Origin of the sequence: Nocardia sp. NPDC051981, from assembly GCF_040680715.1 — a bacterium.
Lineage (GTDB): Bacteria > Actinomycetota > Actinomycetes > Mycobacteriales > Mycobacteriaceae > Nocardia.
The window spans coordinates 1-15,075 of the sequence record NZ_JBFAXK010000054.1 but is presented as its reverse complement, the minus strand read 5'-3'; the positions used below and the strand labels follow the sequence as shown (position 1 = coordinate 15,075).

14 protein-coding genes are annotated in these 15,075 nt (G+C 69.9%); 9 read left to right on the top strand and 5 right to left on the bottom strand.

What is annotated here, in order from left to right:
• Positions 1–645: 645 nt before the first annotated feature.
• Positions 646–1,404: an NUDIX domain-containing protein gene (locus AB0L60_RS41970; protein WP_364626399.1), complete on the bottom strand. Its 759-nt coding sequence runs from the start codon at positions 1,402–1,404 to the stop codon at positions 646–648.
• Positions 1,405–1,481: 77 nt separating this feature from the next.
• Between AB0L60_RS41970 and nadA the strand changes: the two genes are divergently transcribed.
• The 3 genes from nadA to nadC all read left to right on the top strand — a co-directional run bounded on the left by nadA (position 1,482) and on the right by nadC (position 5,256).
• Positions 1,482–2,522 (top strand): quinolinate synthase NadA, encoded by a 1,041-nt coding sequence (nadA, locus tag AB0L60_RS41965; RefSeq protein ID WP_364626396.1) that lies wholly within the window; start codon positions 1,482–1,484, stop codon positions 2,520–2,522.
• Positions 2,523–2,555: 33 nt separating this feature from the next.
• The gene (locus tag AB0L60_RS41960; protein WP_364626393.1) at positions 2,556–4,274 is read left to right on the top strand and encodes an L-aspartate oxidase; all 1,719 of its coding nucleotides are present in this window, start codon (positions 2,556–2,558) and stop codon (positions 4,272–4,274) included.
• Between the two features lie 121 nt (positions 4,275–4,395).
• Positions 4,396–5,256 carry a carboxylating nicotinate-nucleotide diphosphorylase gene (nadC, locus tag AB0L60_RS41955; protein ID WP_364626390.1) on the top strand — a complete coding sequence of 287 codons (861 nt, stop codon included), beginning with the start codon at positions 4,396–4,398 and terminating at the stop codon, positions 5,254–5,256.
• A 60-nt stretch (positions 5,257–5,316) separates the two neighbouring features.
• Here the strand turns inward: nadC and AB0L60_RS41950 are convergent, their stop codons facing one another.
• From AB0L60_RS41950 to AB0L60_RS41940, 3 genes are all read right to left on the bottom strand, one after another.
• A complete protein-coding gene (locus tag AB0L60_RS41950; protein WP_364626387.1) occupies positions 5,317–5,499 on the bottom strand; it encodes a hypothetical protein in 183 nt (60 codons plus the stop codon).
• Positions 5,500–5,583: 84 nt separating this feature from the next.
• A complete protein-coding gene (locus tag AB0L60_RS41945) occupies positions 5,584–6,081 on the bottom strand; it encodes a TerB family tellurite resistance protein (RefSeq protein WP_364626384.1) in 498 nt (165 codons plus the stop codon).
• Positions 6,082–6,356: 275 nt separating this feature from the next.
• Entirely contained in the window at positions 6,357–7,535 is a 1,179-nt protein-coding gene (locus tag AB0L60_RS41940) for a winged helix DNA-binding domain-containing protein (RefSeq protein ID WP_364626381.1), read from the bottom strand.
• Positions 7,536–7,643: 108 nt separating this feature from the next.
• Between AB0L60_RS41940 and AB0L60_RS41935 the strand changes: the two genes are divergently transcribed.
• The 4 genes from AB0L60_RS41935 to AB0L60_RS41920 all read left to right on the top strand — a co-directional run bounded on the left by AB0L60_RS41935 (position 7,644) and on the right by AB0L60_RS41920 (position 12,485).
• Positions 7,644–8,618: a prolyl oligopeptidase family serine peptidase gene (locus tag AB0L60_RS41935; protein ID WP_364626378.1), complete on the top strand. Its 975-nt coding sequence runs from the start codon at positions 7,644–7,646 to the stop codon at positions 8,616–8,618.
• A gap of 96 nt (positions 8,619–8,714) precedes the next feature.
• Positions 8,715–9,659: an NAD(P)-dependent oxidoreductase gene (locus AB0L60_RS41930; RefSeq protein WP_364626376.1), complete on the top strand. Its 945-nt coding sequence runs from the start codon at positions 8,715–8,717 to the stop codon at positions 9,657–9,659.
• A 78-nt stretch (positions 9,660–9,737) separates the two neighbouring features.
• A complete protein-coding gene (locus tag AB0L60_RS41925) occupies positions 9,738–10,634 on the top strand; it encodes an arylamine N-acetyltransferase (protein ID WP_364626373.1) in 897 nt (298 codons plus the stop codon).
• A 267-nt stretch (positions 10,635–10,901) separates the two neighbouring features.
• On the top strand, positions 10,902–12,485 hold the full coding sequence (locus AB0L60_RS41920; RefSeq protein WP_364626369.1) for a protein kinase: 1,584 nt from the start codon (positions 10,902–10,904) through the stop codon (positions 12,483–12,485).
• Positions 12,486–12,549: 64 nt separating this feature from the next.
• Here AB0L60_RS41920 and AB0L60_RS41915 read toward each other — a convergent pair whose 3' ends face one another.
• Positions 12,550–13,434, bottom strand: coding sequence for a helix-turn-helix transcriptional regulator (locus tag AB0L60_RS41915; protein ID WP_364626366.1), 885 nt, complete (start codon positions 13,432–13,434; stop codon positions 12,550–12,552).
• 124 nt (positions 13,435–13,558) lie between these two features.
• Between AB0L60_RS41915 and AB0L60_RS41910 the strand changes: the two genes are divergently transcribed.
• Positions 13,559–14,605, top strand: coding sequence for an aldo/keto reductase (locus AB0L60_RS41910; RefSeq protein ID WP_364626363.1), 1,047 nt, complete (start codon positions 13,559–13,561; stop codon positions 14,603–14,605).
• A gap of 51 nt (positions 14,606–14,656) precedes the next feature.
• On the top strand, positions 14,657–14,944 hold the full coding sequence (locus tag AB0L60_RS41905; RefSeq protein ID WP_364626360.1) for a putative quinol monooxygenase: 288 nt from the start codon (positions 14,657–14,659) through the stop codon (positions 14,942–14,944).
• Positions 14,945–15,075 lie beyond the last annotated feature (131 nt).

Here is a 15,075-nt window from a genome sequence, read left to right as displayed (position 1 = left end):
ACCTCGGAGGGCAATGGCGCGGCCAAGCCGCCGGCCGCCAAGCCGGGTGGCCTGGGCTTCAAGTCGGGCATGAAGGCTCCGGGCCGCAAGAACTAGGCCCAGGCCCGAAACAGCGGGCAGCCGAACCTGATCGACGAGGGCGGCGCTACCAACCCGGTAGCGCCGCCTACCAGTTTCACCACTGGTTCCGGTCGCGATGTGCGCGGTGTTCGTGCTCCTCAGCTACTACTTCCAGCAGACGCTCGGGTATTCGCCGTTGAAGGCCGGAGTCGCCCTCCTGCCCTTTCCTTTCGGCATCGTCATTTCCGCGGGCATAGCCAGCAACTTTGTTGCCCCAGGTCTGGCCGCGCGTGCTGATGCTGGCCGGTGCGCAACTCGGGGCGGGTGGCCTGATCTATCTGGCGCAGTTGCGGGTCGGGTACCCTACTGGGCGGCCGCGATACGGCGCAATCACCCGCCCACCCCGGATCTGCCGGCGCGCGCCGCAATTCACAGTTATGACGTCGGGTTCTGCTGGGGTGCAGGGCTTTTCGTGCTGACCGGCGATCGTGGTCGCGATCACGATCCGGGTCCGGAAGCTGGACCCGGCGGCCGATCCGGACCGGGCGGCGACAATACCGGCCTAGGCGGGGACGGTCCGCGCGGCTAGCTGGGCGGGCGGAGGGCGGCGAATTCGTCGGTGACGCGGATCCCGGAGTCGGTGAAGCGGTATACGGCGGCGGGCCGCCCGCCCGCGCGGCCGGGGGAGGAGGTCGCGCCGGTGGGGGTGATCACCTTGCGGCGGGTCAGCACTCGTTGGAGGTTGGTGGTATCCACGTCGTATCCCAGTGCGGCGCAATAGATTTCGCGCAGGGTGGACATGGTGAAGGTGGCGGGGGCCAGGCCGAAGGCGATATTGGTGTAGGACAGCTTGGCGGCCAGGCGGTTTCGGGCGTGGCGGACGACCGTGCCGTGGTCGAAGGACATGTCCGGCAGATCCGAGACCGGGTGCCACTTGGTGTCGTGGGGAAGCACCGGTTCGGCGGTCAACGGCACCAGACCCAGATAGGCCGAGGCGATTCTGCGGTCGCCGGGTACCCGGTCGGGATCGCTGAAGACCCACACTTGCTCGAGGTGGGTCAGCTCGCGGACATCGACCTTCTCGGCGAGCTGGCGGGCCGCGGACGTATCGAGATCCTCGTCGTCGCGCAGGCGGCCGCCGGGCAGCGACCAGGTGCCCTTGGCGGGGTCCAGGGCGCGCTCCCACAACAGCACCGCGAGTTCGGTGCGCTGGCCCGGCGGGCAGCGGTCGGAGACGGCAATCCCACCCACGCTAGTGCTCTCACCTGCACGGATGGTGTCAGGAAAGCGACGAACCTGGAACACCGCGGTGAGTGTTTCGTGGATGGTGCTACGATGGGCCACGTTTTCGATTCTAAGTCGAAAACCGGTTGGATGCGAATCGGCGAGGTTGCCGGGCGCATGAGAGAAGGAGCCATGCCATGGCTGCAGCAGTGGGCGCGATGATGACGCTGACCGAGCGCATCACGGACGGCCCGTCGGGATACTCCGGTGTGGAGGCCACCCCCGAATGGGCGGCGGAGATCAAGCGGCTGGCGCGTGAGCGCAATGCCACCATCCTGGCGCACAACTACCAGCTGCCCGAGATCCAGGACATCGCCGACCACGTGGGCGACTCCCTGGCCCTGTCCCGGATCGCAGCGGAGGCGCCGGAGGACACCATCGTCTTCTGCGGTGTGCACTTCATGGCCGAGACCGCCAAGATCCTCAGCCCCGAGAAGACCGTGCTCATCCCGGACCAGCGCGCGGGCTGCTCGCTGGCCGACTCCATCACCGCCGAGGAACTGCGCGACTGGAAGGCCGAGCACCCGGGCGCGCTGGTGGTCTCGTACGTGAACACCACCGCCGCGGTGAAGGCGCTGACCGACATCTGCTGCACCTCCTCCAATGCCGTCGACGTGGTCGCCTCCATCGACCCGGACCGCGAGGTGCTGTTCCTGCCGGACCAGTTCCTGGGCGCGCACGTCAAGCGCATCACGGGCCGCGAGAACATGCACATCTGGATGGGCGAGTGCCACGTGCACGCCGGCATCAACGGCGATGAGCTCAACGAGCAGGCCCGCACCCACCCCGACGCCGAGCTGTTCGTGCACCCCGAATGCGGTTGCGCCACTTCGGCTCTCTACCTGGCGGGCGCGGGCGAGTTCCCGGCCGACCGGGTGCACATCCTCTCGACCGGCGGCATGATCGACGCCGCGAAGGCCGCGAAGTCGAACCAGGTCCTGGTCGCCACCGAGGTCGGCATGCTGCACCAGCTGCGGAAAGCCGCCCCCGGCATCGATTTCCAGCCCGTCAACGACCGGGCCTCCTGCCAGTACATGAAGATGATCACGCCCGCCGCCCTGCTCCGCTGCCTGGTCGAGAACCGCGACGAGGTCCACGTCGATGCCGAAACCGCTGCCCTGGCCCGCAATTCGGTGCAGCGCATGATCCAGATCGGCAACCCCGGCGGCGGCGAGTAGCCACGTCGTCCCCCGTCAGGGGAGGGATGAGCAATGGTGAATACATCGATTTCCATCACCTGGGAAGCCGAGGCGGATCTCGTCGTCGTGGGTGGCGGGGTGGCCGGCCTGACCGCCGCGCGGACCGCGTCCCTACGCGGGCTGCGGGTGCTGACGCTCAGCAAGGGCGGGCCCACCGACACCTCCACGCAGTACGCACAGGGCGGGATCGCGGTGGTTGCGCCGCACGGGGATTCGGTGGAATCGCACGTGCAGGACACCGTGGTCGCCGGGGCCGGACTGTGTGACGTCGACGCGGTGCGGTCCATCGTCGAGGGCGGGCAGCACGCGGTGGCCGCGCTGACCGACCTGGGCGCGGTATTCGATCTCGGGCGCGATGGTCAGGTGTCGCGGACCCGGGAGGGCGGCCACAGCACCCGCCGCATCATTCACGCGGGCGGGGACGCCACCGGCGCCGAGGTGCAGCGGGCGCTGAACACGGCCGGACTGCCGGTGCTGTTCGGGGCCGTCGTACTCGACATCGTGACCGGACCCGAGGGCGTGCGCGGTGTCATCGTGGTGTCGGGCCAGGGCTTTGGCATTGTGCACGCGCCCGCCGTACTGCTCGCCACCGGCGGGCTGGGCCAGCTGTACGCGTGCAGCACCAATCCCGCCGGGGCCACCGCCGACGGCATCGCGCTGGCGCTGCGGGCCGGGGCGCTGGTGGCGGACCTGGAATTCCTGCAGTTCCACCCGACCGTGCTGTTCACGCCCGGCGGCCTGGGCCGCCGCCCGCTGATCAGCGAGGCGGTGCGCGGCGAGGGCGCGATTCTCGTGGATTCCGAAGGCAATTCGGTGACCGCGGGCGTGCACCCGCGCGGCGATCTGGCCCCGCGCGACGTGGTCTCCCGTGCCATCGCGGCCCGCATGCACGAGCTCGGCACCGACCACGTGTACCTCGACGGCCGCTCGATCGAGGGCTTCCCGCAACGCTTCCCGACCATCACCGCCTCGTGCCTGGCCGCGGGCATCGACCCCACCACCGATCTGATCCCGGTCGCGCCGGCCGCGCACTACCAGTGCGGCGGCATCCTCACCGACACCGCCGGCCGCACCACGGTGCCCGGTCTGTACGCCGCCGGTGAGGTGGCCCGCACCGGCCTGCACGGCGCTAATCGCCTGGCCTCCAACAGCCTGCTCGAGGGCCTGGTGGTCGGCGAGCGCGCGGGCGTGGCGGCCGCCGAACGCCGGGGCGCGGCCCGCCCGATCGACGAGGTCGGCCCGCTGCGCTTCCCCCGTGCGGATCGAAAGTTGCTGCAGGAGCTGATGACCGAGCATGCCTCGGTCGTTCGCGACGGCGACGGCCTGCGTGCCGCCGTCCTGCGCATGGTCGGCCTGGTCGCCGACAATGCCGCGTCCGACATCACCGTCGAGTGGGCGCTGAACGGAAACGGCGCAGCTGTCGGCCGGGCCGACGGTGCCGTGGATGCGTCGAGCGATGGCGCAGTCGCGCACTCGGATTCGGCGGCGGCGATCATTCGCGAGCTGGAGGACTCCGCGCTCACGCTGACCGCGCGGGCGCTGCTGGTCGCGGCGGCGGCGCGTACCGAGAGCCGCGGCTGCCATACGCGGTCGGATTACCCGGAGCCGCGGGAGGAATTGCGGCGCAGCACCGCGGTGCGGCTCGGGTCCGACGGGCGGCCGAAGCTCGTTGCCGACGGCATCGAGCCGGGGCAGGCGTGGGGCCGGGCCGCCGTGCCCGTCGCCTCGTGACGGGCACGGCCGTCATGCCGGGGCTCGCCGTCTCGCGCGGTTTCGCGGTCGGGAACGACATCGCGGTCGGGAACGACATCGCCCGGGGCGCAGGACAAGTCATCGAAGAAGGAGTGCAGCAATGACCCTCGACGCCGGACTGGACCGCGACGCGGTGGTCGCGCTCATCCGCACCGCCCTCGACGAGGATCTGCGGTACGGGCCCGATATCACCACGGTGGCCACCGTGCCCGCGGACGCGGTCGCCAAGGCGGACATGGCTTCTCGCCAGCCGGGCACGGTGGCCGGGCTGGATGTCGGCCTGCTCGTGCTCGACGAGGTGCTCGGCGCGGGCAACTACGAGGTCACCGGCCGCGTCGCGGACGGCACCCGGGTGCGGCCCGGTGACGTCGTGCTGAGCCTGGCCGCACCCACGCGCGGGCTGCTCACCGCCGAGCGCACGCTGCTGAACCTGGTGTGCCACTTGTCCGGAATCGCCACCGCCACCTCCCAGTGGGTGGACGCGGTTGCGGGCACCGGTTGCCGCATCCGCGACAGCCGCAAGACCCTGCCCGGCCTGCGGGCCCTGCAGAAGTACGCGGTGCGGGTCGGCGGCGGCGTCAATCACCGCATGGGGCTGGGCGATGCCGCGCTCATCAAGGACAACCACGTGGTGGCCGCGGGCTCGGTGGTTGCCGCGCTGCGCGCTGTGCGGGAACTGAACCCGGACATCGAGTGCGAGGTCGAGGTGGACAGCCTCGACCAGCTCGACGCCGTCCTCGCCGAGGACGTGGAACTGGTGCTGCTGGACAACTTCCCGCTGTGGGCCACCCAGGCGGCCGTGCAGCGGCGCAACACCCGGTCGCCGCGCACCAAACTCGAGTCCTCGGGCGGACTCTCGCTGGATATGGCGGCCGACTATGCCCGTACCGGAGTCGATTACCTGGCCGTCGGCGCGCTCACCCACTCGGTCCGGGTACTGGACCTCGGACTCGATATGTGAGACAGCCCTTTCCGTCGATTCGCCCCCGGTGTGCCACTCCGCCGGGGGTGAATCGTCTGGTCAGCGCCGGTACACGGGCGGATCGACGAGCCAGCCGATGCCGCCGCAGCCGGTGCACAGGATCGCCGACCCGCTGTCGGAATAGCCTGCGGCCCCGGTGCCTTCGCACCAGCCGCAATACCGCCAGCCCCGATTGGGGTGGACGGTGTCGAGCAGAATATTGAGGAACCCTTGGATCGCCATGCAGAGTGAATCCCCTCGCTAGGCAGCAAACGCTCCAAGAATGCGGGACGGCTCCGGACAATGTCCAGCAATAGCCAGAGGGCTTTACAGACCGAATTCGTGCGGGTCCAGACGCAAAACCTGACAAGCCTCGCGAATCACCGTGAGCGCGTGTGCGCCGAGTTCGCCGTCGGCTTGCCCGACGATCAGCCCGATCCGCACCACCGCGGCCGCCTGCTCGGAATAACCGGTGGCCTTGGAAATCTGCGCCATCACATACGCGTGCCCGAAGGCGGGATCCATGATGAGCCGGGCGCAATTGTCCTCGAACAGATTTCGCAGGTCCTCGGGGGAACGCAGGCGCAGGACCTCGTGCGCGCCGACCATTTGCGCGACCCGCATGCGCGCCGCGGGATCGATGCGCCCGTCGGTCGCCGACAGCACCGCGCACATACCCAGCGCCGCATCCCGGAAGGCATCGCCCCACAGGTCGTTTCGCGGCGGCGCGGATGCGGGCCGCCCCCCGGCGGAGCTACCGTGCGGCACGCCGGCCGAATCGATGTGCGGTGCAGCCGGGGAGACCAGCCGATTCGTCAACGCCATGACACACTCCGAAAACTCGCCGAACCGCTGGACCTCCCCGTGTCCCGGCCCGGATCGTGCGAATAACAATGCCGACAGTAACAGCCTGCCGCCCGGTAGGCCCGCAGAATTTCTCCGAATACTCGTGGGCAGCAACCTCACAGTAGTGTCCGGACCGGGCCGCGACCGTCGAATACCCTGCCATGCAATGAGATCGACATTCGATCACAAACTCGCAACCGATCTGCGGCACGGATCGCGGACCGGCGCGGCGGTATTCGACGGAGGCGCGCGGCTCAGGCGGTGAGTTCGCGTTCGAGCGGCGTTCGGAATCGGGGAATCGGGCGGACATCGCCGTACCACGCCCCGATGCGTTCGGCTTCCGCGGCGATGGCGCGCTCGGCGTCGGAGCCCGCGTCCTCGAGCAGCCGCCAGACGATCTCGCCGTCCGGGCGCTGCGCCCAGCCGCCGATGATGCGGCCGTCCCACCAGACCGTCGGGCCGACATTGCCATTGCGGTCGAAGAGCGCGGGCTGGTGCGGCCCGAGGTACCAGTCCCGGGACTGCCAGCCCATCGGCGTGGGGTCGAGGGCGGGCAGCAGCGCGGCCCAGGGTTCCGGGGCGGGCGTCGATTCCAGATCGTCGGCGAGAACCAGGCCGGTCTCGCCACCCAGGTCGACCTCGGCGGTATCCACCAGCGCGAGCGCCTTGCGAACCTCGCCCAGCGTCCACCCGGTCCACCACTTGAGATCGCTCACCGGCGCGGGACCGAAGGCGCGCAACCACTTCCGGACCAGCTCCGCCCGCGCCTCGTCCACCGGCAGCGCCGGAATCCCCTCCGGCAGCCAGGATTCGATGGGCGCCCACGTGTACTGACTGCTGGCCCAGCTCCCATTGGGCCGCCCGCGCACGATCCGGCCCTCGCAGCCCAGCGTCACCAGCACCCAGGTGGTGATATTGGTCGGCTTGGAATACGGCTTGCCCGGCGCGGTGTCGACCTGGGTCCGCAGGCGCGGCACCTCCTTGCTCAACTGCGCCCCGGTCGCGCTGCCCCGCGCCAGCAGCACCGCATGCGTCTCCGCCTCGACCTCGTTCAGCCAAGCGCTGACATTCCCCGTCACCGCCCCGGACTGTTCGATGTACCGCCCGTAGGTCTTGCGCTGCTTGTGCGCCAAGGCATCCGCCACCGACGCCTGCAGCACCGGCACCAGGTCGACCGGCGCGACGAACATGGTGCGCCGCATGGCCAGCATGCGCAACAGCGTTCGATCGTCGTAGAGCGCCTGCTCCACGTGCCCGGGTTCGATGCCCACCCCGCGCGCCGCGACGGACAGGTACACGGTGGCCGGATCGGTGGCGTGCAGCACCACCATCGACCGCACGATCTGCTCGACCGCGTCGCCGCGCACCCCGGCGGCCAGCCGGTGCCGCACCCCCAGCCGAGCCCGCCGCTCCGCGGCATCCATCGAACGCATGGTCGAATCCTAGCCTCCGCCATCCGAATCCGCGGGCAACCCGCCGCCCGGGAAATCGCCCGGCGTGGGTACCCGGCCGGGCTCTGCGGACATGCGACGATGCCGGGCGTGGGTGTCCGGTGGCGATTGATGCGGGTGGTCGGTGCGGTCGCGGGCATGGTCGCGGCGACGGTGGTTGCGGCCCCGATGGTTTCGAGCGCGCCACCCGGTGACGTGTCGATGCGGCCGGTGACCCTGACGGTGGACGGTGAGACCGCCACCGGCCGGGTCTACGAACCCGACGGCGGCGCCCGCGGACTCATCGTGGCGGTGCACGGCCACGCCGGCGGTGCGAGCGACTTCCCCGACTACCTGGCCTCGATCGTCCGGCAGACCGGCGCGGCCCTGGTCACCATGGATCAGCGCTCCGACACCGGCACCTGGCGGACCGGGGAGTGGAACGTCTGGGCGGGCTGGCGCGACACCGTCGCGGCCACCCAGTGGTACCGCGGCGAGCACCCCGGCATCGGTCCCACGGTGCTGTGGGGCTGGAGTCAGGGCGGTGTGACCAGTGGGCTGGCCGCCGCCTATGCCCCGCCCGGCACCTACGACTACTGGGTCGACACCTTCGGCCACGCCGACGACGCCACCGCCTGGCTCGAATCCGGCCTGGCCGGACCACAATTGCGGGCCGAGATCGAACGCGATGCGGGCGGCTGCACCCCGGTGACCTGCCTGCAGTCCTACCTCGACCGGTCGCCGGCGCTCATGACCAACCGCATGGACGTCAAGCGCGCGGTCCTGCTGCACGGCACCGCCGACCCGCTGGTGCCCTACACCCAGTCGCTCGAAATGCGTGCCGCACTGACCCTCTCCGGCCACCCGGTCTCCATGTACACCGTGGTCAGCGGCCGTGATCTGGAGGGCCGCGTGGTGCCCGGCGACCACGGCATCAATCCGGTGTTCTTCGAATCCGGTTGTGTGGTCCAGCGATTGCTGCTCGGCAGTGAGCCGCTGGGCGGCGACCACGACTACCTCGTCGATGTCGCGGCCGGCGTGAACACCGCCCCGCCCGCGCCTCCGAACGCCAAATGCGCGGCCTGAGCGCGGCCGTCCGGTGCTGACCACGATCCACTCCATCCCGTCCCCGGACAGTAGGCTCGCAGTCGATATCGGCGCGGTGAGACGGGATGAGGCGCAATGAAAGTCGTGGTGGCTGGGGCGACGGGAGCGATCGGGCGGCCACTGGTCACGGCGCTGCGGCAGGCCGGGCATCAGGTGTACGCGCTCACCCGCGGCGGTCGCGGCGCCGAGGTCGCGCGCTCGCTCGGGGCCACCCCGCTGGTCGCCAATGCCATGGACCGCTCGGACCTGATGCGCGCCACCGAACGACTGACCGCCGACGCGGTCATCCACGAGCTCACCTCCTACCGGTACTCGCCGCCGACCCACTATCACGCGCCGGGTCTGTTGCGCACCAACGCGTTACGCGAGATCGGCAGCAAGCATCTGGTGGAGCTGGCCCAGCGCACCGGAGCGCGGCGTTATCTCACCCAGTCGCTGATCGTCGGATACGGCCTGCGCGATCACGGTTCGCGGCTGGTGACCGAGCAGGACCCGTTCGGCCGCATCCAGGGCGATGTCACCGACGGCATCATCGGCGCGCTGCACGAGGCCGAATCGAGCGCCTGGCGCGCACCCGGCATCGACGGAATCGCCCTGCGCTACGGCCTGTTCTACGGTCCCGGCGCGTCGGAGAGCTTCGTGCGGGCGCTGCGGCTGCGCATGCTCCCGCTGCCGAGCACGGGGACCGGATACGCCGGCTTCGTCCACCTCGCCGACGCCGCCGCCGCGACCGTCGCGGCCCTCGAGCGCGGTGTCGCCGGCCAGGCGTACAACATCGTCGACGACGAGCCGATCACCTGGGACACCATGTTCGACGCCATGGCCGAGACCGTCGGCGCGCGGCCGCCGCGCCGGCTCCCGGCCCGTCTGGTGCGCATGGCCTCACCGCTGGCGGCCGCCCAGATGCTGGACTTCTCGATCCGTGTCTCGAATGCCAAGGCGCGCGCCGACCTGGGCTGGAAGCCGATGTACCCCACCTACCGCGAGGGCCTGCCCACCCTGGCCGACTCCGTGCGCTGATCCGGCACCCGCCGCCGGAACACTTTCCCGCCGAATACCGTTGATCGCGGCGAATCCGGCGCAACAGGAAGGCACCTAGTGACCACACCGGCGGACCCCTCGTACACCTGGCAGGGCGCGGACCTCGACCTGGACGCCTACCTGGCCCGGATCGGATTCACCGGCGAGCGCACGCCCACCCTGGCCACCCTGCGCGAGCTGGTGCGCGCCCACACCACCACCATTCCGTTCGAGAACCTGGAGATCATCCTCGGCCGCGGCATTCCACTGGATCCGGAAGTGTTGCAGGACAAGCTGATCCGGCGGCAGCGGGGCGGGTACTGCTACGAGAACGTCGGCCTGTTCGCCGCCGCGCTGGAGCGGCTCGGCTTCGAGTTCACCGCCATGTCGGGCCGCGTCACCCGCGGCGCGACCAACCTGCGCCCGGCCACCCACGCGCTGCTGCGGGTCAAGGCCGTGGACGACGATCGCCGCTGGCTGTGCGATGTCGGCTTTGGGTGGGGGCCGGTCGAACCGGTCGAGCTGGCCCCCGATGGTGGTGAATTCAGCGCGGGCGCATGGCGTTTCCGGCTGGAGCGGTCCATCGACGCGGTCGGGGGCGAGCTGTGGACGCTGTACCAGTTCGGCCGGGACGGCTGGGTGGACCGCTACACCTTCGTCACCACCCCGCAGTACCGCGTCGATTTCGCGGTCGGGAACCACTACGTGTCCACCTCGGCGCGTTCGCCGTTCACCACGCGGCCGTTCGTACAGCGCTTCCACGCCGAGGTGCATCATCAGCTGGACGGCACCATCTGGACCACCAGTTACCCGGACGGCTCGGAGGAGGTGCGCGAACTCGAGGTCGCCGAGTTGCCGAAGGTGCTCGCCGAGGTCTTCGACGTCGAGCTCGACCAGGCGGACGCGGCGCAATTGGCGCGCGCCGAGCGGCCCGCGGCGGTCTCCGCCCCGGCTTCGGGGGTGAAAGGTAGCTGAACGCCGTCGGTGTGTGGGAGCAAACACGCACCAAACCAATTGGTCTATGTCCCGTCATGGATGGGCTTCGACCAGCGAGTTCTTCTAACCGATTACGCGGCGGTCACTCGATTGCGGCGTAGATCTCACCGAGATCTCGCTCATATCTCACGCTGACGTCGGAGATCCGCGCGTCGCCCGCTACACTCGTGCGGGGAAACGCGCGGGCAACCGCATTGTCACAGTCGTCTCGGAGAACTTCGGAGTAGTGCCATCGAAACCGGCCAAGTGATCGCAGGGCATTACCGCCTGGTCGAACGGATTGGTAGCGGCGGCACAGGTGTCGTCTGGCGAGCCGTGGATCAGCGGCTCGAACGTTCCGTGGCGGTCAAGCAGATCCTCACCCAGCCGAGCCTGTCGGATGCAGACAAGGACATCGTGCGGCAGCGCGCCGCACGCGAGGCTCGCAACGCGGCCCGGTTCCAGCACCCGAACGCCATCGTCGTATTCGACATCACCGAGCACGAGGGTGACCCGTGCCTGGTCATGGAGTATCTGCCGTCGCAGAGTCTGGCGGTGGTGCTGTCCGCGCAGGGCACGCTGCCGCTGCCGCAGGTCGCCCGCATCGGCGAACAGGTGGCATCCGCGCTCATCGCCGCGCACCGCGCCGGGATCGTCCACCGCGACGTCAAGCCCGGCAACATCCTGCTCGGCGACAACGGCGCCGTGAAGATCACCGACTTCGGCATCGCCAAGTCCAAGGGTGATGTCACGCTGACCGCCACCGGACTCATCTCCGGCACCGCCGCCTACCTCGCCCCCGAGGTGGCGCGCGGAGCGGAACCGACCCCGGCCGCGGACGTATTCGCCTTGGGCGCCACGCTCTTCCACGCACTGGAAGGCGAACCGCCCTACGGCACCAACCCGAATCCGCTGGCGCTGCTGTACGCGGCCGCCAACGGCCAGATCAGCGAACCGCGCAATGCCGGACCGCTCAGCGATCTGCTGCTCAGCCTGCTCAGCTTCGAGCCGGAGGACCGGCCGAGCATGCTCGACGTGCGCGACATCATGGCCGAATTCGCCGAGGTCGGCCCGGATGCCGAGGCCACCCGGGTGCTGGCCGCCCGGCGCTCGAGCCCGGCCACCCCGTCGGCCGGCGCCGCCCAGCGCTCCGCGCCGCGGCAGACCACCCGGCAGATGGAGCGCCGCCAGTCGGCCGACATCCCGACCGGCGCCATGAGCCAGGCACAGCTGCTGGAGACCCCGCCGCCGCGCCCGCCCATGAACGCCGGCCCGCCGACCCGCAATCATCCGGCGCCCGAACCGGATTCGGATTCCGGCTCCAAGAGGAAGCTGGTGCTGATCCTGGTGGCCGCGGTGGTCGTGGTGGCCGGCGGCATCGCGTACGGCCTGTTCGGCAACTCCGGTTCGGACAGCACCTCCGGCGCGGGCACGAACAGCAGCTCGGTGAAGGCGTCGGTCACGGCCAGCGCCACCAAGGGCGTGCCCTCGGGCCTCGGCCAGACCAAGAGCGCCGGGACGGTCAGCTTCGACGCCGCCGTCGACGCGGTGCAGTCGTTCTGGGACGACGTGACCTACACCCGGTACTCCGATGCCTGGAAGCTGCTGACCCCCGCCGCTCAGCAGGTCTACGGCAGTCAGCAGGCATTCCAGACGTATTGGACCGGGAACCCGGTCCAGAAGTACTCGAGCATCCGGGGCGCCAATGGCGGCGGCACGGTCGACCCCGATGGTTCGGTCGATATCGTGCTGGACTCGCTGCAGACCAAGAACGGCCCGACCAAATCGGTGAGCATGCGGGTGATCGACGCCGGCGGCGGCAGCCTGCAGATCGACAGCGACACCAAGTAATCCCGGCAGTACACTGCGCCGCACCGGTTTTCCGGTGCGGCGCAGTGCGTTACGGGTGGATCGCTCAGCAGAGCTTCGCCGGATCGGCGGCGAGGGAGGCCAGCAGCCGTAGTCCGTCGGCGCTGGGGGAGCCGGGTTCGACGTGGTGGGCGACCAGCGCCTGATCGGGATCGTCGGGGAGACGGAGGGTTTCGAAGCCGAGGTCCAGACGGCCCACGATCGGGTGGCGGTAGATATGGCGCCCGTGGGTTTTGTCCTTGAGCTCGTGCCGCTTCCACAGCTCCGCGAATTCCGGGCTCCGGGCGTTCATTTCGTCGATGAGGGCGGCGATGCGCGGGTCACCGGGATTGCGGGCGGCATCCAGGCGCAGATAGGCCACGGTGTCGGCGGCCTTGTCGTCCCAGTCCTCGTAGAGATCCTTCGCGCCCTCGTCCAGGAAGACCAGGTGCAGGAAGTCGCGCTGCGCGGGCGGGAGCGCGCCGAAATCCGTGATCAGGGCCGCCGCCAGGCGATTCCACGCCAGGACGCTGACACCGCGGCCGACGATGTAGGCCGGGACATCGTGGGCGGCGTCCAGTAGCCGGCGCAGACCGGGGCGCACCTCCTGCACGGCGGGCGGCTCCTCACCCGACCACGGGCGGGCCAGGCGGTAGAGGTGGTCGCGCTCAACCTGATTCAGCCGCAGTGCCCGCGCCACCGCATCCAGTACCGACTCCGAGAACTGCAGGCTGCGGCCCTGTTCCAGGCGCACATAGTGATCCACGCTGACCCCGGCCAGCAGCGCCAGCTCCTCGCGGCGCAGGCCCGGAACACGGCGGCGCGCACCGTGATCCATCAGACCCACCTCCGCGGGGCTGAGCCGGGCGCGGCGGGAGCGCAGGAATTCACCGAGTTCGGCGCGACGGTCCAAGGTCATGCCTTCGGTAACCACGAGCGCGGCGAATTCCATCCGGCACCGCATCCTGGTCATGCGGTGCCCAGGCAGACGCGGCACTGTTTGCCCCGCTCGCATCCGGCGAAAGTAGTGCTCAGCGCCGCAACGGACGGCGAAACCCACACGAGGAGCACACATCATGACCTCCCTTCCCACCCGTCAGCTCGGCACCACCGACATGCACATCAGCCGGATCGGATTCGGTGCGTGGGCCGTCGGCGGTTCGGGCTGGCGCTACACCTGGGGCGCACAGGACGACGCCGATTCCATCGCCACCATCCGCCGGGCCGTCGAGGCCGGCGTCAACTGGATCGACACCGCCGCAGTCTACGGACTAGGCCACTCCGAGGAGGTGGTCGGCAAGGCGATCAGCGGACTGCCCGAGGCCGATCGGCCGTTCGTCTTCACCAAGGCCGGACTGGTCTGGGACGAGAACGACCGCGCCGCCGCGCCGAAGCGGATCATGGCCGCCGCCAGCGTGCGCCGCGAGGTCGAGGACTCGCTGCGCCGGCTGAACGTCGAGCGCATCGACCTGTACCAGGTGCACTGGCCCGATACCGGTGCCTCCCTGGACTTCTCGGACCCCGACGGCGTCGACCCCGCGGCCGCGACCCCGCTCGCGGAGTATTGGCAGACCATGGCCGACCTCGTGCGGGCGGGCAAGGTGCGCGCCATCGGCCTGTCCAATCACGATGTGCCGCAACTGGAGATCGCCGAGTCCATCGCCCACGTGGATGCCATCCAGCCGCAGTTCTCGCTGATCAAGCGCGGCGCGGCGGACGAATTGGCCTGGGCCGCAGCGCATCACACCGGCGGCATCGTCTACCAGCCGCAGCACTCCGGCCTGCTCACCGGCGCCTTCTCGGCCGAACGCGTCGCGAGCCTGCCGGATGACGACTGGCGCAAGGGCTTCCCAGAGTTCACCACCGAACTCGACCGCAACCTCGCGCTGGTGGACGCACTACGTCCGATCGCGGCGGCCCACGACACCACCGTCTCCGCCGTCGCCATCGCCTGGACCCTGACCTGGCCCGGCGTCACCGGCGCCATCGCCGGCGCCCGCCGGCCCGAGCAGGTCGACGGCTGGATCGGCGGCGCCGCACTGGAATTGACCCCCGCCGACCTGGACGCCATCGCGACCGCGCTGCGCACCACGGGCGCCGGTGAGGGCCCGATCCAGCGCTGAGCGTCACCAAGATCCGAATACCGAGCACCGACTCCCGAAGGAGCAACCACCATGACCCTGCACGTCGTCGCCGAACTGCACGCCGCCGCCGGCCAGGAGGACCGCCTCCGCACCGCCCTGGAAGCCATGATCGAACCCTCCCTGGCCGAGCCCGGCTGCCTGTCCTATCAGCCCTTCACCAACCCGAACGACCCGGCCCACATGGTCGTGGTGGAGGAATGGCAGGACGCCGACGCCCTGGAGAAGCACTTCGCCACCGAGCACTTCCAGCACGTGGCCGGAGTCCTGGAGGGCATCATGGCCGAGCCCATGATCATCCGCCGCCTCGTCGCCCAATAGCGGTCGAGCCCTCGATCCTCGCGCCCCCGCCGCGTTGGCGGATTCTGGGGGTCGTCGCAACACCGCTGCTAGTTGGTGGTGGACAAGAGCATAGCGAGACGCTCGGCTGGGTTGTCCCAGTCGAGCGTTTT